The following is a 19,542-nucleotide window of genomic DNA, read 5'->3' as shown; positions in this document are numbered from 1 at the left end:
ACGAAGGCCGCATCACCGACGTCAAGCTGCAGAAACGGATCATGGCCGGACGGGCCGGCGTCTCTCTTCTCCGACAACGCGTCGTCCTGATCGCCACCTTCGCCGACGCTACACGGACCCACCGATCGTGGCACCGCGATGATCTCCGGCTACGAAAATCTTGCCAGAGCCACGTTCACGTGTACGCCGACAGCAGGTGCCCGACGGGCCGGTGCGTCGGTCGAACGCCTCGGCGAGAGCGACCTGCAAGGGCCGGCCCACGGGCATCACGGTGAAGTCGAAGTCCTTGCTCACGCGCCCGTCCTCGCTGGTGACTCGGACCGTGCAGCGTCCGTCGTCCAGCAGCACCCGGGCCGGGGCCTGGTAGCCGGCCGTCGGCAGTGCGGCCAGCCGCCCCCTCACCGCCACCCCTCGCGAAGCGGCACCGGTCCGGCGGCCAGGGGGTCGGCGGCCACTTTGGGGTGCTGCCGCCAGACCTCGTCGAGGAGCGCGGCGACCGGGAGGCCAACGGTCTGCTCCAGCAGCAGCTCAACATCCAGGTGCCGGAACGGCTCCAAGTACACGTCCATCGTCGTGGTGACGCTGCGATGACCGAGCATGGTCTGCACCAGCTGCCAGGTGTCGCCGAACTGCACTCGGAAGTCGCGCAGTTCCTCGCCGTCCAGGTGGGCGAACCGTGCGTCGTAAAGGAGCTTGCCCACCGAATACCAGCGCAGAGCGAAAGAGTGGCGGAGCCGATGGGCCGAGCACGCGAACCCGTCCAGCCCGAGGTCGGTGATCCGGTCGTTGGCCGTAGTGAAGGTGTGTTGCCAGCCGTGCGGGGTGCGCGGGAGCCCGTCCTCGTTCAGCCAGACGGCCAGCGGCTCCAGCCCGTACTCGCCCTCGCGGAACAGCCGCATCCGGGCCTGCGGGTCCAAGACGTCCAGCGACACCGAACTGACCGCCCCGGAGGCGTCACGGATGCTCAGCCGCCGGTTCGCGAAGACCTTCTCGACCACGAGCATGCCGGGGACCCGGGCATACCGGCCCTGTCGCTGGGCGCGGCGGACCGCTCGGGCCCGTGAGCCCTCGGTGTAGGACAAGACCCCCACCAGGGCCGGCCGCGGCACCCAATAGCGGCGGCCCAGACCGCCCTTGGCGCAGGCGTCCGCCAGCCAGCGCGTGGTGAAAGCGCGCTCCGGGTCGTCGTTCGGCAGCTCGATGTCCAGCACGCCGGCCCACTCGCTCAGCCGCAGTCCGGTTTCGAACAGTCCGTCGGCGAACGCGGCATCGCGTTGCTCGCCTCGCCCGCGCCAGCGCGGATCCTCCAGCCCGTCCAGAGCGAAGCCCCTCAGCCCGATATCGCGCCAGCGGCGATAGCCGGCCGGGGTGAACCACTTCACGTCCCGGCTGCGGATCCCGACCGGACCTGCCGCGATTTCCTCCACCGATCCGCGCGGGGCGGACGTACGGACCTCGCGCATCTCCACCGGACTGACCACACCGTGGTGACGTGCGGCCCAGTCGTAGAAGACGTTCAGCGCCACCAGGTCGCCCTTGAGCGTCCCGGCCGCCACTCTCCGTGGGTTGGCCGGGTCCGCCATTCGCCAAAACTTGAACGCCTCGACGTCGGCGGGCACTGCCTGCTGCCAGCCCCGGCCCCGTACGGCCAGGAAGTTCAGCCACAGCCCGAGGGCGTACGCGTACTTGCGCCACGTGTCACGGTCGCGCACCGTCATCGGATGCGAGGTGAAGAACCCGTTCACCCGCCCGTCCGGCCTGCCGTCCGGACCGATCAGGAACGGTTGCCCTGGCCGACGGCCATGCGTACGCAGCAGCTCGGGCAGTCGCGCCGCGAACTTCCTCGCAAGCGGGTCAGCGAGCGTCGACCAACGACGTTCGGGATCGGAGAAGCACACCCGCCATCCCCGCGAATCACTCTCGGTGAGCACCGCGACAACATAGCGTCAGGCCCCTGCTCGGCCTGCAACACAACATGCGACAACACCCGAACTGGGTAGAGAACTACGGCCGCTACAGCTTCACCGCCTCCCAGCCGGTCGACGGATGGGTGCGACGTACTCCACAGCGCTCCTCGCGCCAGGCCGGACGGCCCACCAGGGGTGGAGCGGAGCGGTACCCCCGGCGCCGAATGTTGCCCACCCGTTGGGGTCAGCGACTGCCGCCACCACCCTCGTCGTCGCCTGGGTCGGCGAGGCGGATCATGGCGCGGTAGATGGCGCTGCCTTCGGGGGCGTCGGGCATCGGGTCCAGGGGTGCTCCGGGGGTGGCGTACGAGCGGAGCATGTGGGCGACGAGGCGCTGCCAGGCGTCAGGGGCTGCGTTGCCGGCGGCATTGACGACGCCGGCGTTGGCCATGAGGAGGATCGGCATGTCACGGTCGGTGTAGTCCTCGCGCAGGTGGCCGGTCTCCTTGGCGCGGGCGATGAGGTCAAGGAAGCCGTAGTAGGACTCGGCGCGGCGCTCCTCGATCACCAGGTCCGCGGGGAAGGTCATGGTCAGGACGTCGGAGAAGCCGCGGTCGGCGGCCTGCATGGAGCACACGGCCCAGACGTAGCCGGTGAAGCCGCACCAGGGGTCGGGCTCGGCGAGAGCGGCGGAGACGGCGGCGGCGTAGGCGTCCATGCGGTCGGCGAAGACCGCGTTGACGAGCTCCTCGCGGGTGGTGAAGCGGCGGGAGAGCGTGGCTTTGCCGACGCCGGCCTCGCGGGCGACGGCGGCCATCGAGACGCCGAGCCCGTCGCAGGCGTACAGGCGGCGCGCGGCGGCCAGGATGCGGTCTCGATTGCGCTCGGCGTCGATGCGCAGCCCCGTTCCGGGCTGATCCTCCGGTGTGGGGCCGGGGTGTGCATTCGTAGTCATGACACCCATTCTATCCAAGTGGAACGATCGGTCCACTTGTTTGCTACGCTGGCCCGGGTGAAACGGGAAGGCCGTTCCACTTGATGTGAACCGACTCGCCAAGGAGCCCATTCCATGAACGTCTTCCTGTGGATCGTGCAGGCCGTGCTCGCCGCTATGTTCGCCACTGCCGGTCTGATTAAGGCGACCCAGCCCCGAGAGAAGCTGGCCGGGATGCTGCCGTGGGTGGCCGACTTCCCGACAGCCACCGTCCGCTTCATCGGCATCGTGGAACTGGCCGGGGCCCTCGGCCTGATCCTGCCCGCCGTCACCGGCATCGCGCCGGTCCTGACCCCGCTGGCCGCCACCGGACTGGGCGTGACCATGCTGCTGGCCGCCGTCACCCACCTCCGCCGCAAGGAGCCCTCCGCGATCGCCTTCAACGTGATCCTGCTCGCCCTGGCCGCGGTCGTGGCCTGGGGCCGCTTCGGCCCCTACAGCTTCTGATCACCTGACGCCGGCTGAACTGGTGCACGCCGGGTTCAGCCAGTCCTGTGCGTCGCTCGTTGGGGCGCGGTACTTGCGAACGTTCCCTGCGCAATCACGGGCGGGGCGTGAGGACGGGCGCTGTGTGCCGGCGAGAGTCTGGTGAGCTGCGGCGGCGTTCGGGGGGAGGTGCCTGTTCGCCGCCAGGAGCCTGCGTCAGCGCGTGACGGCCTGCCGGATGGCCGGAGCGGCCATCACGAGCTGTGCGTGATACTCATGGCGGGCAGAGTCGTGCGCTTCCCGCTCGGCCGACGAAAGCGTGTGCCGCTGGGTCCGGCGCAGGTGTTCCGGCCGCCGACATCTTCGAGATCCGGATAGAGCCGTGACCGGTTGAGGGCTTCCATGAGCCAGTGGGCGTTCCTTGCGCCAGGGACATCACGCATGCCGCCAGTGGGCGGAGAACTGCTCCAGTCGGGCGGTGTCTCCGGCCAGCGAAGCGGGGATCTCGTCGTCGCGGTCATGCGTCATTGCCGTGCTGTCCGTACGGCGGCAGGTCTTATGCGGCGACGGCTCCGGTGCGGGCCGCGAACTCTCGGAGGCCGGGCAGGTTGCCGGGCCGGTACAGAAGATCTGCGGTGAGCGTGCGGATTGCGGGGCGTTGCACTTCTTCGGGTGCGGTGTGCTCGATGGCTCGCAGCGCGCTGAAGGTGCGTCTTCCGTCGCCGAGTTGGTGCCACATACGGGCAGTGTCGGTGAGGTAGCGCGCGACTCTTTCGGTGTTCGCCAACTGCGCGGGCTCGACACGGCTGACGTACGGAACGGCGTCATCGGGCGTGCCGAGGACGGTGAGGCTGCTGATCCGGTACATCGAGACCTCGGCGGAGCTCGCTGAGATCGTGAAGAGGCCGGCGGGCTTTCCGCTCTGGTCGACGGGGATGCGGCCGGCTGTTTCCTCCGCCTCTTGGAGGAGGTCGAGCGCCGTGCTGCGCCGGCCCCCGGACGCGGCCGTGTAGGCGGCGGTCATCAGCAGGCAGACGCGGGCGGCCAGGGTGTCAGCCTGTGGGCCGCCCTTTTCTGCGACCAGTGAGGTCGCGGTACGGGCCAGGAAGTCCACTGCGGCTGCGCTGCGGCCCGCACGGCGCATGGTGATGGCCAGGACCCGCGCCGCGTCGCTGAGGGGCCGCGGATCGCCGCTGGCTCGTGCGGCAATGAGGGCACGGTCGGCCGTGGCCCATGCAGCCTCCGAGTGCTGTTTCACGGCAAGTTCGGTGGCCAGGACATAGGCACGGGCGACGGCCGCCTGCGCGCGCTCCCGTGTGCGGCCGGTGACGGCGTCCCGGGTCGCCTCCGCCGTGGCGATCAGCGGGGGAAGGGCGCTGCCGAGGGCGGTGTAGCGGGCGCCTGAGAACAGCATGCGGGCTGTCGCGAGCCCACTAGCGAGATCGCTGAGGGTGGTCGGGCTTCCGGCCACGGGCTCGAACAGGGCCTGTTCCATGGCGGCGGCCGGGTTCTGGGCGGCCGGCTCCGCCGCAGCAGCATCGGAGCCGGTCCCGGCGATCAGACTGGCGCTGAGTCCCAGCGCTCCAGTCATCAGGTCGCGACGTCGCACATCGTCCTCCAGCTCGGCTTCAGCCACCTTAGCGGCCGTCAGCAGAAGGGCGGGCGCATTGCGGCGAGCCGGTTGATCAGCGACACCTGCCTCTTCGGCAAGGCCCAACAGAGGGAGGGCGATGGCGAGACCCTCGGCGATCCGCGTCAGGACATCGACGCTCTGGACCTGGCGCAGGCCGCGCTCGATTGCACTGACATCGGACTGGGCGAGCCCCACGAGGGAGCCCACGGTGGTCTGGCTGGCACCCGTGTACTGCCGGAAGTGCCTGATCACGGAGGCAATATCGCGTGCCGCGAGGGCGCGTCGTACCTTCTCGCGATCCCACAGATCGGCGGGAACAACTAACGGGGAGCGGCTGCGCACGGTGAGCTCCTCTCCGGGGCAGCGCATGACATTACCTCAGCGTAGAGCCGCCGTGACCAGCTGTCAGGGCTTCGGCCACGACACCAGAGGACCGTCCTATAGGGCCGTCGAATGGGTTTCCCCCTCGCTTCTCCCCAGTCTGGAAGTGCACAGCGAACCTCCCGCGCAGTGGCCGGTGGCCGACTGGCTTCCGCAGCTCTGCGCTGGGCTCATCCCTGGTCGAAGGAGTGGGCGACATGCCGCAGCCGCCCCTTCCTCCGCCACCGCCGGGCCCGATCCCGACTCCGCCCCCGCCGGGTGGCGGTTCGTAAGTCCCCGGCACTGGGCCGTGCGTCCCGTCTCCGGCGGGCGCACGGCCGCCGCTGTCTCGAGCGCAAGCATCGACAAGGAGAACTCGTGCAGGGAATTACCGTGCTCAACCCCGACGAGCTGGGGCAGGACCCCGCTGTCGGCATGGATCTGGCCCTCGCTCTGGGCATGAGGCACCTGGAGATCCGTACGGCCTACGGCTCGAACGCCCTCGTCCTGGACGACGCGCAGCTTCGCGAGGTCCGTCGGCTGGCGGACGAGCGGGGGCTACGCGTGGCGGCGCTGGCGTCCCCACTGTGGAAATGGTGCAGTCCCGAGACTACCCCTGGCCGCGTGGACAGCTTCGGCTTCCCAACGCAGGTGCCGGCCGAAGACCGAGAACGCTGGGTGGACCGTGCGCTGGCCGTCGCAGACATCCTGGGCACCGACCGCCTCCGGATCTTCTCCCACCTGTCCGTGGGCGAACAGACGGAGACGTTCATCGAGGACCCGCTGCTGACGCACGCCCTCAAGGCCGCGGAGCGGGCCGGGGTGCGACTGCTGCTGGAGAACGAGCCGGTGTGCACGGTCGCGGAACCGACGCCCCTTCTGGACGTGCTCCGCGAGCACACCGGACTGGGGCTGTGGCTCGACCTGGGGAACCTGTACGAGGTCGGCCACGGCACGGCGCAGGCGGTCGAGGCCCTCGCCCCGTACGTCGAGTACGTCCACATCAAGGACTACGTGCCGCGCGACGACGGCATGAAGCAGTTCGTGGCCGCGGGCACCGGCGACGTGCCGTACGCGGACCTGCTTCCCGTCCTGCACAGGGTGCGGCCGGTGCTGCCGTACGCCCTGGAGACGCACGTGCGTGAGACTCCGGGAGACGCGCTGACGCGCGGCGCGGCGTTCCTGCGCAGTACGGTCCCAGGCGGCCTGGCGTGAGGCGGGTTCTGCTCATCGGCTCGGGGGAGGTCGGAGCCAAACACGCCCATTCCCTGACCCGCACCGACGGAATGGACCTGGTGGGCGTCGCCGACCCCGCCCCGGTCGTTGCCCCGCCGGCCGGGGTATTGCTCCTTACCCGGTGGGAAACGGCGCTGGAGAGACTCGCGCCGGACGTGGTCGTGGTCGCCACGCCGCCCGGCACCGCCCTGGTGGCCGCCCGCGCCGCCGCGCGGAGCGGCGCGACCGTCCTGGTGGAGAAGCCCGTCACGCTCGATCCCGCCGATCTGGCGCCGGAGCCGGAAGACAACCGGATCTTCGTCGCCTTCCAACCGCACTTCGCCCCCGGCCTTGCCGCACTGCTCGAACAGCAGCCGACGGCCCGGCAGGCCGCAGTGACGCTGGTGTGCCGCCGGGACCGTGCCTACTACCGGAGTTGGCGCACCCACTACGCCACCGCCGGGGGCGTCCTGCACCAGCAGGCCATTCACGGCCTGGCCCTCGCCCTACGCCTCCTGCCCCCCTCGCCCATCGCCTCCTGCACCGCCGAGGTGCACCGCGTCCGGCAGTGGGCCGAATCCGAGGACCGCATCACCGCGACGATCGCGTTCGACGACGCCGCGGTCCTGACGGTGGACGCCCGGGTCGACAGCGTCGACCAGACGCGCCGCCACGAGGTGACGCTGCACCTGGACGACGGGCAGCACGTCCATGTCCGTGGTCGCAACCTCGAAGCCGGCCTCGACGATCCGCTGTCCGCACCCGGCGACCTGGAGCTGCGCCAGGCCATGTACCGGGCCCTGCCCGCAGGTGCCCCCGGTCCGCGCCACCCGTCCCTGTTCCCGCTTCCCCAGCTCCGCCGCACCCTGGAGGTCATCGACTATGCCTACCGCACCGCACGCAACGTCTCTGAGGCCGGTACTGCCGCATGACCTCGACGTCGAGGTCGTCGAGCGCAAGGGCGTCGGGCACCCGGACACCCTCGCCGACTCCATCGCCGAGCTAGCCTCGATCCGCTACAGCGAATACTGCCTGCGCGAGTTCGGCGCCATCCTCCACCACAACCTCGACAAGGTCGCCGTCCTCGGTGGCCGCGCCCGCTTCGGCGACACCGACGGCACCTACGACCGCCCCGTACGCGTGATCTTCGGCGGCCGGATCTCCACATCCTTCGCCGGCCGAAAGATCCCCGTTCGCGAAATCCTTGAAGCCGCCGCTGCCGAGCAACTGCGCACCGCCCTGCCCGGGTTCGAGCACATCACATGGCAGACCCAGCACGAGACGACAGACTCCTCCAAATTCGCCCGCTGGTTCGCCCCCCTCGGCCTGGAGGACCTGCCGGAGCGCCCCACGGCGTTCTCCAACGACACCGCGTTCCTCGTCTCCACCGCGGCGCGCACCACGGCCGAGACCGTCGCACTGCTCACCGAAACGTGGTTCCGCCGGCAGCCGTGGGCCGGAAGCGACATCAAAGCCCTGGTCATCCGGAACGGGCACGCGCTGAACGTCACCGTGTGCGTCCCGGCCTTGGCTGGGCACCTGGTCAGCAGCGCGGAATTCGAGGACGCCGTCAGCGACACCGCCCAGCAACTCACCACCCAGCTCCTGGGGCGCCTGCCCGGCCCCGTCAAGGTGGTGTGCAACACCCGCAACACTCGCACGGGCCCGCTGTCGGGCCAGTACTTCACCGTCTCCGGCTCGGCGATCGACTACGGAGAGGACGGGCTGGTCGGCCGGGGCAACGCCCGCTCCGGGCTCATCACCCCCGGCCAGCAGGCCGGCAACGAAGCCCTGTTCGGGAAGAATCCCGCCTACCACGTCGGCAAGGTGGGTGGGTGGCTCGTCGACGAGGCGAGCCGCACGCTCGCCGAGAAGACCGGCGCGCCGTGCCGCATCGCGGCGATGTGGCGCAACGGGAGCCCCTACCCCGAGCCCGCCTCGCTCAACGTCACCACCGCGCACCTCGACTCTTCGGGTACCGAGCTGGTGCGCGACGTGCTGCGCCGCACCGACTGGGTGCCCGATCTCGTGGACAACCAGCGCTACCTCCCCACCGTTCTACCGGCGGCCGGGCTGCTGGCCGAACTCGACCCGCCCACACGGCCGTGAACCCGGCAGTCCTGGCGACCGGCCACCTCACCGCTGCCTTGGAGCTTCCCGCGAGGCTGGACACGGGCCAGGCCGTCGCGGCGGCCAACCGGCTCCCCGGAGGCTGGCACCTCTCCACCCCGGGCCCCGGAAGCCGGGACTGCCCGGTCGTGGCGGTGACCTACGCCGAGGCGGAGCCGACCGTCAGCGTGGACGGGCAGACGGTCCGCATGAGCCTTCCCCGCAGCGCCGCCCGGTCGGCAACGCTGGCCTACACGACGTACACCGCGCTGGAGCGGGTCCGCCAGCAGCGGCAGATGCTCACCCTCCATGCCAACTCGGTCGTCACGCCGAGCGGGCGCGGCGTCCTGCTGCTGGGCAACAAGGGCGCGGGCAAGACCTGCGTGACGCTGACCCTGGGCGCACGCGGCTGGACCCACGCCGGTGACGATCTGACCGTCCTGGCTGAGGACGACGCGGAGCTGCTGATCCTGCCGGGCAAGGCGACAGCCGCCGTCCGCCCGCAGGACCCGGAGCTGTGGCAGGCCCCGAAGCCCGTTGTCGACCTCGCCCCCTTCCTCCGCGCCCCCGCCCCCCTGGCCGGGGTCATCCGCCTCACCGTCCACCCCGCCGTACCCCGCCCGGTGCTGGTGCCGGCCACACCGTTCTCCGCGAACGAGCAACTCCGCCTCCACGAAGCCCTCGCCCGGTACATCAGCGGCCTGCCCACCCCGCTGACCGGCCCCGCCGGGGCGCCGTACGGACCGGTATGGCCGCTGGACGACGTCCCGCTCGCCCGCTGGCGTACGCACCTGATCGCACGGCTCGAACAGCACTCGTACACCTACCTGTACGCGCCCGACCCGCAGAGTGCCGCCGACCTCATCACCGAGGAGTACGCGTGACGCCGAAGCCCACCGCCGCGATCCTGCCCAGCCGGAACGAAGCCGCCACCATCGCCGCCGTCACCGCCGTAGCGGACAGAGCCCTGGACGACACGCGGGCGGTCATCATGCATGCCGACTCCTCCGACGCCCCCGACACCGCCAACTCATTCGCCGCCGCCCCCACCCGGGCCGGGAAAGTCGGGCTGACCGGCCTCTCCCGGGGCAAGGGCGCCCAGATCCTTGCCGCGGCCCGGCGCCCGGAGATTCCCGACGCCGAGGTGGTGCTGATCGCCGACACCGACACCCGCAACCCGGACCCCGCCGTCTACCGCGCGCTGCTGGACCGGGTACGCGACGGGGCCGCCCTGGCCATCGCCGACTACCCGCGCCACTGGGACGAAGCCAACCTCACCAACCATCTCGCCCGGCCGCTGATCGCCGCGGCCACCGGACACGATGTGCCTCAACCTCTGGCCGGAGACCTCGCGATCTCCCGCGAGGCGCTGGCCGCCGCCGTGCGGGCCGCCGCCGCGCTGCCCGCCGAACTCGCGGCGTGCACGGCCGGGTACGGCATCGACGCCTTCCTGCTACTGACCGCCGCCGCGACCGGCCCCGTCGTCTCCATACGGACCGACGAGCCCAAACGGCATGCCGGATCCTTCGGCCACCTCCCGGCCATCTTCCACCAGGCCGTCCCCGTCCTGCTGCACCTCACCGCCGAGCGGAGCCGGCCGCCCGTGCCGCCCGACGGCAGACCGGTCCTCTACCGAGCTTCCGACCGCGCCCTCGCACCCGATCGCGTCCAGGCCATGCTGACCACGCTGGACGACCTCGCTCCGCCACCAGACGGATACGATGACGAGCCCTGGCCGCTGCCCCTCGCGGACGCCTGGCGCGCCGTCAACTCCGGTACACCAGCGCCCGATGCAGCCCGCCAACTGTGGCCGCACTATCTGCACCGCGTCCGTGACTGGCTCACCAGCGGGCAGTACGCCACCACCGGGCAGCGGGCCCAGATGCTCGCCGCCGCCCACGACCGACTGCACACCGTTCTCATCCCAGCAGCAGGAGCTCCCTAGATGACCGCCGCCCCCACCTCCGCCTTCTCCGCCTTCGCCTTGGAGCCCTTCCCTATGCTCCGGCCCGGCGATGATCTCGCCTCCGCGATCACCGACGTCCTGACGCGCACCAGCACCGCTCTTCAGACCGGGGACATCGTGGTGGTGGCCAGCAAAATCGTGTCCTTCGCGGAAAAACGCTACGTCGACCTGACCAACATCACCCCCACAGCCGAGGCCCTGGAACTCTCCGCCCAAACGGGGAAGCCCGCCCCGGTCGTGCAACTCATCCTCGATGAGTCCGTCTCACACTTCGTGGCCGGCGACCGGGGCCCCATCATCGCCCAGCACCGGCTGGGCCTACAGCTCACCTCAGCCGGGGTCGACCGCGCCGGGGCTGAGGGTGCATGGCTGCTGCCGGTGGACCCGGACGCCTCCGCCCGAGCCCTGCGCGACGCCCTGATCACCTATACCGGCGCGGACGTGGCAGTCGTGATCGCGGATTCAGACGGACGGGCCGACCGTCGCGGTGCCACCGCCATCAGTATCGGGGCCGCCGGGGTGGCACCGCTGCGGATCACCGAGCACGGCGACAAGCGCCAGGAAGAGACACTCACCGACATGATCGCCGCCGCTGCCGGGATCATCCTGGGCCAGCGAGGCCGCGGCGCCCCCGTAGCAATCCTGCGCGGCATCGCCTACGAGCACAGTGACGCAGGAGTTGCCACGATGCTCCACCACGCCCCTCACTCATGAGCGGCCCTCTTCTGATCACGGGGGCCAGCGGCGCCGTTGGCACCTGCCTGGCCGCCGACGGGCACACCGCTGCGGCTGCTCGAACGGCGGCCACCGGCTGACGGGCCTCCCTCGTGCGCGGTATGCGTCCCGGCCGACCTGTGAGACCACAACACTGTCGAGAGACCAACCGCCTGACCGGGCGCGGTCATCCACCTCGCAGGCTTCACTCAGAAAGGCCCGTCCGCCCCACGAACTCCCCACGTAGGAGATCGCGATGAAGCAGCTCGCCGTCCTCGGATCGCCCATCAACAAGGCACTCTCCCCGGAACTCCACCGCGCCGCGTACCAGTCACTCGGCCTGGACTGGACCTACCACGCCGTCGACTGCACCCCGGATCGGCTGGCTCCCTTCCTCGCATCCCTCGACGGCACATGGGCCGGGCTGTCGCTCACCATGCCGCTCAAGCGCACAGTCGTCCCGCTCCTCGACAGTGCATCGGACACGGTGATGCAGATCGGCGCGGCGAACACCATCATCGTCACGGACGGCCAGCTCATCGGGGAGAACACCGACCTGTACGGAATGACGCAGGCACTCCGCGAAGCAGGCGTGACAACGACAGCCAACGTCACCGTCCTCGGCGCAGGGGCCACGGCCTGTACAGCACTGGCCGCCGCCCGAGAGCTTGGATGCCATCAAGCGACCATCATCGCCCGCGACATCGAGTCCGCCCGGCCAACCGTCGAGCCGACAGCGGAGCGGATCGGCATCACGGCCAGGATCGAACCCTGGGCAGTGGCCGGAACCTACCTGTCCGCCGATCTGGTCATCTCCGCGCTGCCGCCCGGCATCGCCGACGGTCTCGCACCCCTCTGGAGACCCGCCGCCGGCACCCTCATGGACGTCGTGTACCAACCCTGGCCAACCCCTCTCGCGTCTGCGGCGAAAACATCCGGGAGGCGGGTGGTCGGAGGACTGCCCATGCTCGTCCACCAAGCCGCCCAGCAAGTGGCTCTCCAGACAAAATGCCATCGCGTGCCGTACACAGAGATGCTGGCAGCTGGCCGTTCACAGGTGAGCAACCATGCTCTCTGACCTGTCGTTCCGCCCGCGCCGTCGCGAACGAGCCTGATGGTCACTGTTAAGGGAGTCGTTGGAGGAGGTCTTGCGCGACGGGGTCGACGGGGACGGTGACGGATTCGGGGTATCCACCCTCGCGGGAGCCGGGCCAGCCGCCCGGCTCCCGCGCCTCCGACAAAAGCGGACCGCAACCCAGGCCCCCACCGCGCTGCGCGAACGCCACACCCGCCACGGGTGACTCCAGCCGCGTTCGCGCAACAGGCAGCCCGTCCGTCACCTATTCAGCGTCGGCTGCCAGCACCTTGAGCCCGAGCCGGTCGGTGATCTCCCGGACGCGGGCGGCTCCCTTCTCGGTGAACCGGCCAGGGGTCTTGAGCGTCTTCTCTACCCGCGTCTCAACATCGGCCATGAGGTGCATGAGCAGGACGTGGAAACCAGGACCGTCACGCCAGGCAACGTCCTCGGCGCTGAGCCGCCACTGCCGCAGCCGTCCGGACTCGACGGCCTCCCACACAGGCTTCCACGCGGCCGGACCTCGGCGCGGCACGCGCTTGTACAGGATGTCGTTGAGCCGCTCCGGCGGCGATACCCGAGACTCGTCGAGGGGAGGGTGACGGTCCTCGAGCGCTTCCATCCACAAAAGCACCCACACCCAGCTCGCCTCAATGAACTCCTCGTCCGGCGAAGCCAGGCCCAGGAGCTGGCGGCAGACCTCTTGAGCGACGTCGTCGGAGCGGAACCGGCCCGCACCCAGACGCCTGGAGGCCACTTCGATCCACCCGGTCGCCATCCGGTAGACGTTGACGAACCACCCGGACCGCGACAACAGGATGGCGTTGGGCCAGCCCTCAGCCTCGGGGGCCGTTTCGTCGGGGTGCGGGGGCCGCTCCTGGGAGCGGATGAACAGCAGCGCCAGGGCGGCCTGGCCCAGGCGGGCGCCGGCGGTGCGGGCCCACAGTTCGTCGGGGGAGTCGAATCCAAGGACCTCGTCCTCGGCACCCGGCATCCGGCGGGCCGGCGGGACCTCGAAGAGCGATTCAGGAGTGTCGTGGTTGAAATCCAGCGGAACCAGCCACGCGGCCGCGGCATCGACTTCCTGCGGGGTGAAAGGTTCGTGCGGCTGAAGGCCGGGCGTGGAGGTGATCCGCAAATACTCGCCATCCTCGCCATAGCGGGGCACCTCACACAGCAGACCGCCCCGCTCGGTGATTACCGACAGGATCTCCTCACGCAACTCGGCAGTCGCGTCGGGGGACAGGCGTGCCGGGTCGACGAGTGCGAACAATTCACCCCTGGCCGTCGAGCCGAACTCCCCGACGTTCTCGTCGCGTTCCAGCGCCGCGCACGCGACCTCCTGCAGGAGCGCCCTGCCAAGGGCCGGGGCGGTCTCCTCAGTGTTTTCCACGTCCGCGGTCGGTGCCTCGTCGTTCTGGTCGGCCGCGAGTTCCACAGGAAGGCTGTCGTCGTCCCAGGGCCGCCACGGCCTTCCAGCCGCGTCGACCACCGGCTCCTGGCGGCCATGACCAAGGCGCAGGCGCAGCTCCTGATCGGTCCCCAGCAGGCCCGGGCGCCGGAAGAGCGCCGAAAGATACGCCTCCGATCCCTCCAGCTGGTCCTCGTCCTCCCCTTGGAAGTCGACTTCGTCGGCCACCCACTCGTCCGTGCCGGAGAACAACAGTTGCGACATCGGCGGCAGCCCCTCGGCAAGGCTGCCGAGAGTTGCCTCCCAGACCGGCTGCGGAACGCCCGACAGGATGATCCGCCCCTCGCTTCCCGGCTGCAGCAGCACCAGCCGCTGCCGCTCGAGCCGGAAGCGCAGCCCCGGCACCCCGTACGACGCCTGGGACTGACTGTCGTGCCGCACGAGCGCGGCCAGCAGATCGGTCAGCGCCTTCGGGTCCACCCGCACACCCAGCTCATGGGACCGCGGGGTGACATGCAGCAACCCGAACCGCCCAGCGGCGGACAGGGAGACCGGCACGATGCCGCCGAAGGCCCGCAGCCACCGCGCGAATACCTGCGCCTCGAACAGCATCTGGTCTGCCGTGGCGGCGGGCGGAATCAGAGGTGCGTCGGCATCTACCGCCACAAGCTCCGCCCTGGCCGTGGCATATGGCTCGTTGGTGTACTGCATGCGCACCCGCGCACGCGACTTGAGTACGTCGTTCGACACGAGAAATCCTTCCGCTGCGACATCCGGCCCTGCACAGCGAAGGAACAAAGGGGAAAAGGGTGGGGTGAAGCGATCGTCTGCCCACAAAGTCCTGTGTGCTGCTCGGCGTGGCCATGCCCCGTTTTGCCGCTTTGACCACGTCGCCCGGACCGGCGGGGACGCATCTACGACAAGGCTCTCCGATAGCCCTGCGCACAGTATCCCACGCCCACATCGGCTACCTGATCAAGCAGCTGGGCACCGCCAAGGCCGTCGCCCAGGAGCTCGGCATCACCGCCGACTCCGTCAACCGCTACCGCCGCGGCGCCCGTAAGTACCCGCCCAAGGACGCCAAAAAGATCGACGGTGCCGTCCGCTCCCGCTGGCAGCCGCAGGTGCGCCGCCGACGACGCAAGCAGGCGGCCAGCAGCGGCGGCATCACCGTGGAGACCCGGGCGTCCTTCGGCTACAAGGCCGCCGGGGGATTGACCGACGAACCGCGGATGCGCCGACTGACCGTCCACCTCCCCGCGACCTACGCGCAGCGCCCGTTCGACGCCCGCGACGCAGGGGCCAAGTCAGTGAAGCGACGATGGATCGTCTGCCAGGAGGCCCCGAAGACCGGTGGCACTTGCCGCCAGGTGCAGCCCGAAGTAGCGACGAAGATGATCGCGGCCAGCACCGCGCGATCGTCGCACCTCCGGCGTCCTCCGCCTTGGGGGCGGACCGGAGGCTCCGGCGCCACGTCCTGGAAGATCTCCCACAACGCGTCCGGCACCAGGCGCACAATTATGTCCATACCCAGAGCAACGAGCGATCACCAATCAAGACATCATCTAAATTCGGAGCGCTTTATGGCCAGCATCAATTACCCGTTCCCGGACCCGACAACCGAAGCCGAACGCGCGGCGAACCGTCAGGCCGCCGACGACTACCAACGCCAGGAGGAGGAAACGGCCACCCTCCTCGACCTGGCCGATGAACTTCCCCCTCTCACCCCCGAGCTGCTCCTCGAACAGGTACGGCTCGACCTGGCCACCGCCGGCCTACACGTCGCTCCGCCCCAGCCGCTCACCGACGAGGACCAGGGCGGCGTCGTGGTCTACCTCAACGACGACACCCAGGTCGTCGTGGACTGGCTGCCCAACGCCCGCCTCGACCGCCAGGCGCTCGACATGGTCGAAGCCGACCGCACGGACGACGAGACCGTCATCCGCTACGAGACCGTCCGCGCGGCGATGAACACCGCCCTCGGCACGATCCTGACCGGCTTCCGCTACGCCACCCGACCGCAGTTCGGGTACGGCCACATCATCGAACAGCCCTCGTCCGCCAGCCCTGACCTCCCGGAGCGCCCCCGTGCCTGAGCCTGAGCAGAACCCCGGACTGTCCCAGGCCCGCGTCGTCGCCTACCAGCACCCTGAACTGGATGGTGTCCTACTCTGCCGAGAACACGGCGAGAACTGGGACGGTCCGATCCCGCTCACCGCCGGCGACCTCCCGCACGGCGGATTCTGCGGCTGGGGCCCGCCCGACGACATGCACGTGTGCGGCCGCGCCCTCCCCGCGAAGAAGCCCTCACGGTGACCCACCCGAACACTCACTGAGTCTCAGTGTGCGAGCCCGGACCAATCGGTCCAGGCTCGCACGCATTTCCATGGTGCGGCGAGGATCAGATTTTCAACAATGCCGTGTCGGTCAAAATCCGTGCATTCTCGGCCGAGCCTTGCCGCACCCCAAGGCGGGCACGAGGTATTTGGCCCTACTGTGCAGGTCCGAACAGGTCTTCTACACATGGGTGAGTCGTGAGAAAATCCATCATTTCCCTGGCCGTACTTGCCATGCTCTCATTGCCTCTTGCGGGACAAGCGACGGCGTCCTCGGCGGGAATCCAGGGGGCTACCAACGCGAGATGCCCCGAAGAGGTATGGGCAGGGGGAGACGTGCAGTGCACCATCAGTTACACGGGGTCCAAGTGGTACAGCGGCGACTGGGTCGCACTTCACTATGCCGGTGTCGACAAAAACCTCTGGGTCAACGGATACACACCTAACAACGTCGACTACAAGGTCACCGTGACGAACGCTTGTTGCCAAAAGAGCTCACCTTGGGCGCGGGGCGGTACTGGTGTCGGGCTCTCAGTCGGAGGATTTTTCGGGACAGATATCCGGGCTGGCGCTCTGACTTACGCCAGCGGAAAAACGCTCAGGGTCTATTAGAGCTCGTAACACGATCATCGTCGGGTCTTCTTGAGGCGTCGGAAGCAGATGAGGCCGCAGGCGAGGGAGACGAAGGCGTCGTGGAGTTCAGTGCGGCGCTCCCAGCGGACGGCGAGGCGTTTGAAGTGGTGGAGCAGGGCGAAGGTCTGCTCCACCACGTAGCGGAGTTTGCCTAACTTGACTCTGTCGGGGATCTTGGAGTTTTCCGGTGCGGCAGCATGATCGACGGGCATGCTCGTGTGGTTCTGCCGACCGATACAGCTGTCGAGGTGTTCGTTGTCCCTTCGTCCCCGTTCCGGTGAGCAGGTCCCGTCTCTGACCGCGCAGGTCGCGCGGGCGAGCAACCCGGGCGGCACGACGGCGATATGGGTGCGTGACCGCCTCGATGGGCTGTGGTGCGACGAGGACTTCGCCGACTGGTACCCGCGGGACGGGCGTCCGGGGCTTTCGCCCGCTCAGCTGGCCACGGTGTGTGTGCTGCAGTTCCTGCTCGGCCTGTCGGACAGGCAGGCCGCCGAGTCGGTCCGCTGCCGTATCGACTTCAAGTACGCCATGGCGATGGAGCTGGACGATCCCGGATTCCACCACAGTGTGCTGGGCGACTTCCGTGATCGTCTCGCCGAGGACGGCCGTGCCGACCGCCTCCTCGACCTCGCACTCGCGCGCCTGAAGGAGGCCGGTCTCGTCCGCGAGCGCACCACGCAGCGCACCGATTCCACGCATGTCCTGGCCGCGGTGCGTGACCTGACCCGCCTGGAGCTGGTCACCGAGGCGGTCCGCGCCGCACTCGAAGAGGCCGCAGGCATCTCTCCTCATCTGCTGGACGAGCTCGTCGATGAGGGCTGGGGGCTGCGCTACGGCAGGCCGGTCCGCCTGGGGAAGAATCCCACCAAGCCCATGACCAGGATTCTTGCCACCGGAAATGACGCCGTCCGGCTTCTGGAACACCTCTGCCGGCATGGAGCGGACTGCATGTCCGGTCCTCGCATCCAGGCCCTGCGGCAGATCATGGTGCAGAACTATCACCGTGATACCGCGGGACATCTGCGCTGGCGCACCGTCGAGAAGGAAGGCGGGCCCGGGCTGCCGCCTTCGTCGAGGGTGATCGTCTCGCCCTACGACACCTCGGCCCGCTACGCGCGGCACGGACACATCATCAGTTGGAAGGGGTTCGCCGCTCATCTGACCGAGACCTGTGCCGCCGACGGCCCCAGTGTGATCACGGATGTCGCCACTACCGCGGCCACCACCCACGACAGCCAGGTCCTGCCCGGCATCCACACCCGCCTGGCGCGTCGCGGACTGCTGCCCGCCGAGCACCTGGTCGATGCCGGCTACACCTCCCTGCCCCACCTGGAACAGGCCGCCCGTGAACACCAGGTCACCGTCTCCGGTCCGCTGAAGAGCAACCCCACCCGGCAGCACCGCCGAGGCGAGGGCTTCGCCCGGGACGACTTCCACATCGATTTCGATCGTCGCCAGGTCACTTGCCCCCAGGGACAGGTCAGCGCGGGCTGGCACGGCCCCTACCCGACCTCCTCGCCCACCGCGGCCCCGCTGATCGTGGCACGGTTCACCAAGAGCCAGTGCCAGCCCTGCCCGGCTCGTGCTCAATGCACCACCTCCCGCGAAAGCCACCGCACCCTGGGCTTTCCTCCACGAGAGCTCCGCGACCTGCAACTCCGCGTCCGCACCGAGCAACAGACGCCCGAGTGGAAGGCCCGCTACGCGGTCCGCTCCGGAGTGGAGAGCACGGTCAACGAGTTCGCCCACGGACACGGCATACGGCGTTGTCGCTATCGAGGACAGAGAAAGGCTCACGTCCAGCACGTCCTGACAGCCATCGCAGTCAATATCGAGCGCCTTGGCGGACTGTCACCGGCTGAGGAAGCCCCCACACCCCGCCAGCCGACTGCTTTCCAGAACTACCTCGACCAGCGCGAGATCCCTCGCCTGAAGTCCTGGCGAACCCTGGGAGGTTGACTCCGCCGACACCAAGATCCCCGACAGAGTCAAGTTAGGCCCGCCGAGACCGTCCTGGAGGCAGCCGGACGTCATCGACCTCGCCTCCGACGACCCCGGCACCAAGATGATGGTGAACGTGCTCGCCGCCGTGCTGGAGTTCCAGCGCACCGCGCTGCAGCAGGCCGCCGCGCTCGCCACCGACTCCGCCAGCTCCGCCGAGCGCAAGGCCCACCGGGTCTACGCCACCCGCATCACGGCCGCGACCTGATCATTAGAGGCTTACCGCTAACCACGTCCTGATTGATCCAAGCGCCGCCAATTGCATCTGATGCGAACTCGCGACGGTTCGCGAATCGTCGTGGCCAACGGCGCCCACCAGCGTGCTGACCATGGAAGTTGGCCCGGCCTGCTGGTGGCGACGGTAGCGACGGACGTGACGATGACGCCAGTCAGTGTCACTCGTCCGGCTGACTGACCTGCGGTTTGTCCTCCGACTCGCATCAGATGCGGTTTTCTCGCATACGACGCGAGTGACGGAGGGTGGTGGACCGGTGGGGTTCAACGGGTCGATCCCAGGTGCGGCACGGCTGCACCTGGTGGACGGAGTCGCGCTGCTGCGACCGGAGGAACAGGTCTTCACCGCAATGCTGACCGGGTTCGCCAACCAGCAGCTCGCGCGGAATCTGGGCCGGACGACGGTGGAAGGCCGAGAGAACACGGTCAAGTGTCGGCGTACGACCTTTGCTCCCCAGCCGTGTACGGATGAACGTCCCCAGCTGCGTCGCGGAAAGCAACACAGCTGAGGAACCTGGTTGAGAT

The 19,542-nt window shown here is 69.2% G+C and carries 18 protein-coding genes and 2 pseudogenes; 12 read left to right on the top strand and 8 right to left on the bottom strand.

The window, feature by feature from the left end; translation table 11 throughout:
• Window positions 1–108: 108 nt before the first annotated feature.
• The 3 genes from ACIQMX_RS42040 to ACIQMX_RS42030 form a co-directional block, all read right to left on the bottom strand.
• Window positions 109–402, bottom strand: coding sequence for a hypothetical protein (locus ACIQMX_RS42040; RefSeq protein WP_402486915.1), 294 nt, complete (start codon window positions 400–402; stop codon window positions 109–111).
• Window positions 399–1,745, bottom strand: a complete 1,347-nt coding sequence (locus ACIQMX_RS42035) for a site-specific integrase (RefSeq protein WP_402486912.1) — start codon at window positions 1,743–1,745, stop codon at window positions 399–401. The genes ACIQMX_RS42040 and ACIQMX_RS42035 overlap by 4 nt, the downstream gene beginning before the upstream one ends.
• A gap of 406 nt (window positions 1,746–2,151) precedes the next feature.
• Entirely contained in the window at window positions 2,152–2,862 is a 711-nt protein-coding gene (locus ACIQMX_RS42030; RefSeq protein WP_402486909.1) for a TetR/AcrR family transcriptional regulator, read from the bottom strand.
• 114 nt (window positions 2,863–2,976) lie between these two features.
• On the opposite strand from ACIQMX_RS42030, the gene ACIQMX_RS42025 reads away from it, so the two are divergent.
• On the top strand, window positions 2,977–3,348 hold the full coding sequence (locus ACIQMX_RS42025; RefSeq protein ID WP_402486906.1) for a DoxX family protein: 372 nt from the start codon (window positions 2,977–2,979) through the stop codon (window positions 3,346–3,348).
• A gap of 535 nt (window positions 3,349–3,883) precedes the next feature.
• Here the strand turns inward: ACIQMX_RS42025 and ACIQMX_RS42020 are convergent.
• On the bottom strand, window positions 3,884–5,329 hold the full coding sequence (locus ACIQMX_RS42020; RefSeq protein ID WP_402486903.1) for a helix-turn-helix domain-containing protein: 1,446 nt from the start codon (window positions 5,327–5,329) through the stop codon (window positions 3,884–3,886).
• 369 nt (window positions 5,330–5,698) lie between these two features.
• Between ACIQMX_RS42020 and ACIQMX_RS42015 the strand changes: the two genes are divergently transcribed.
• The 7 genes from ACIQMX_RS42015 (at window position 5,699) to ACIQMX_RS41985 (ending at window position 12,402) form a co-directional block, all read left to right on the top strand.
• Window positions 5,699–6,535, top strand: a complete 837-nt coding sequence (locus ACIQMX_RS42015; protein WP_402486900.1) for a sugar phosphate isomerase/epimerase family protein — start codon at window positions 5,699–5,701, stop codon at window positions 6,533–6,535.
• On the top strand, window positions 6,532–7,467 hold the full coding sequence (locus ACIQMX_RS42010; RefSeq protein WP_402486897.1) for a Gfo/Idh/MocA family protein: 936 nt from the start codon (window positions 6,532–6,534) through the stop codon (window positions 7,465–7,467). Before ACIQMX_RS42015 ends, ACIQMX_RS42010 begins: the two co-directional genes overlap by 4 nt.
• The gene (locus ACIQMX_RS42005) at window positions 7,418–8,644 is read left to right on the top strand and encodes a methionine adenosyltransferase (protein WP_402486894.1); all 1,227 of its coding nucleotides are present in this window, start codon (window positions 7,418–7,420) and stop codon (window positions 8,642–8,644) included. Before ACIQMX_RS42010 ends, ACIQMX_RS42005 begins: the two co-directional genes overlap by 50 nt.
• Window positions 8,641–9,528 carry a hypothetical protein gene (locus ACIQMX_RS42000; protein WP_402486892.1) on the top strand — a complete coding sequence of 296 codons (888 nt, stop codon included), beginning with the start codon at window positions 8,641–8,643 and terminating at the stop codon, window positions 9,526–9,528. The genes ACIQMX_RS42005 and ACIQMX_RS42000 overlap by 4 nt, the downstream gene beginning before the upstream one ends.
• Entirely contained in the window at window positions 9,525–10,589 is a 1,065-nt protein-coding gene (locus ACIQMX_RS41995; protein WP_402486890.1) for a hypothetical protein, read from the top strand. Before ACIQMX_RS42000 ends, ACIQMX_RS41995 begins: the two co-directional genes overlap by 4 nt.
• Window positions 10,590–11,324 carry a coenzyme F420-0:L-glutamate ligase gene (locus tag ACIQMX_RS41990; protein ID WP_402486887.1) on the top strand — a complete coding sequence of 245 codons (735 nt, stop codon included), beginning with the start codon at window positions 10,590–10,592 and terminating at the stop codon, window positions 11,322–11,324.
• Window positions 11,325–11,580: 256 nt separating this feature from the next.
• Window positions 11,581–12,402, top strand: coding sequence for a shikimate dehydrogenase (locus ACIQMX_RS41985; protein ID WP_402486884.1), 822 nt, complete (start codon window positions 11,581–11,583; stop codon window positions 12,400–12,402).
• A gap of 262 nt (window positions 12,403–12,664) precedes the next feature.
• On the opposite strand, the gene ACIQMX_RS41980 is transcribed toward ACIQMX_RS41985, so the two are convergent.
• A complete protein-coding gene (locus ACIQMX_RS41980; protein WP_402486881.1) occupies window positions 12,665–14,560 on the bottom strand; it encodes a hypothetical protein in 1,896 nt (631 codons plus the stop codon).
• Between the two features lie 212 nt (window positions 14,561–14,772).
• Between ACIQMX_RS41980 and tpg the strand changes: the two are divergent.
• Window positions 14,773–15,147, top strand: a pseudogene (tpg, locus tag ACIQMX_RS41975) (telomere-protecting terminal protein Tpg); the annotation flags it as partial.
• Here tpg and ACIQMX_RS41970 read toward each other — a convergent pair.
• Window positions 15,105–15,338: pseudogene (locus ACIQMX_RS41970) on the bottom strand (transposase); the annotation flags it as partial. The pseudogenes tpg and ACIQMX_RS41970 overlap by 43 nt on opposite strands.
• Window positions 15,339–15,898: 560 nt before the next feature.
• Here ACIQMX_RS41970 and ACIQMX_RS41965 point away from each other — a divergent pair.
• Entirely contained in the window at window positions 15,899–16,126 is a 228-nt protein-coding gene (locus tag ACIQMX_RS41965) for a hypothetical protein (RefSeq protein ID WP_402486878.1), read from the top strand.
• A gap of 646 nt (window positions 16,127–16,772) precedes the next feature.
• Here ACIQMX_RS41965 and ACIQMX_RS41960 read toward each other — a convergent pair.
• Window positions 16,773–16,916 (bottom strand): hypothetical protein, encoded by a 144-nt coding sequence (locus ACIQMX_RS41960; RefSeq protein ID WP_402486875.1) that lies wholly within the window; start codon window positions 16,914–16,916, stop codon window positions 16,773–16,775.
• Window positions 16,917–17,034: 118 nt separating this feature from the next.
• Between ACIQMX_RS41960 and ACIQMX_RS41955 the strand changes: the two genes are divergently transcribed.
• A complete protein-coding gene (locus ACIQMX_RS41955; RefSeq protein WP_402486872.1) occupies window positions 17,035–18,741 on the top strand; it encodes an IS1182 family transposase in 1,707 nt (568 codons plus the stop codon).
• A gap of 118 nt (window positions 18,742–18,859) precedes the next feature.
• Window positions 18,860–18,991: a hypothetical protein gene (locus ACIQMX_RS41950; protein WP_402486869.1), complete on the top strand. Its 132-nt coding sequence runs from the start codon at window positions 18,860–18,862 to the stop codon at window positions 18,989–18,991.
• Window positions 18,992–19,223: 232 nt separating this feature from the next.
• On the opposite strand, the gene ACIQMX_RS41945 is transcribed toward ACIQMX_RS41950, so the two are convergent.
• On the bottom strand, window positions 19,224–19,542 hold a 319-nt coding region (locus tag ACIQMX_RS41945), incomplete at its 5' end, for a hypothetical protein (RefSeq protein ID WP_402486867.1).

It is taken from the genome of Streptomyces sp. NPDC091416 (assembly GCF_044756845.1).
GTDB lineage: Bacteria > Actinomycetota > Actinomycetes > Streptomycetales > Streptomycetaceae > Streptomyces.
The sequence above is the reverse complement of the archived record's forward strand: the minus strand, read 5'-3'. Positions and strand labels throughout refer to the sequence as shown.

Coding starts and splice junctions, on each gene's coding strand:
- ACIQMX_RS42030 (WP_402486909.1), bottom strand. CDS start 2,862: ATGACTACGAATGCACACCCCGGCCCCACACCGGAGGATCAGCCCGGA.
- ACIQMX_RS42025 (WP_402486906.1), top strand. CDS start 2,977: ATGAACGTCTTCCTGTGGATCGTGCAGGCCGTGCTCGCCGCTATGTTC.
- ACIQMX_RS41990 (WP_402486887.1), top strand. CDS start 10,590: ATGACCGCCGCCCCCACCTCCGCCTTCTCCGCCTTCGCCTTGGAGCCC.
- ACIQMX_RS41985 (WP_402486884.1), top strand. CDS start 11,581: ATGAAGCAGCTCGCCGTCCTCGGATCGCCCATCAACAAGGCACTCTCC.
- ACIQMX_RS42005 (WP_402486894.1), top strand. CDS start 7,418: ATGCCTACCGCACCGCACGCAACGTCTCTGAGGCCGGTACTGCCGCAT.
- ACIQMX_RS42020 (WP_402486903.1), bottom strand. CDS start 5,329: ATGCGCTGCCCCGGAGAGGAGCTCACCGTGCGCAGCCGCTCCCCGTTA.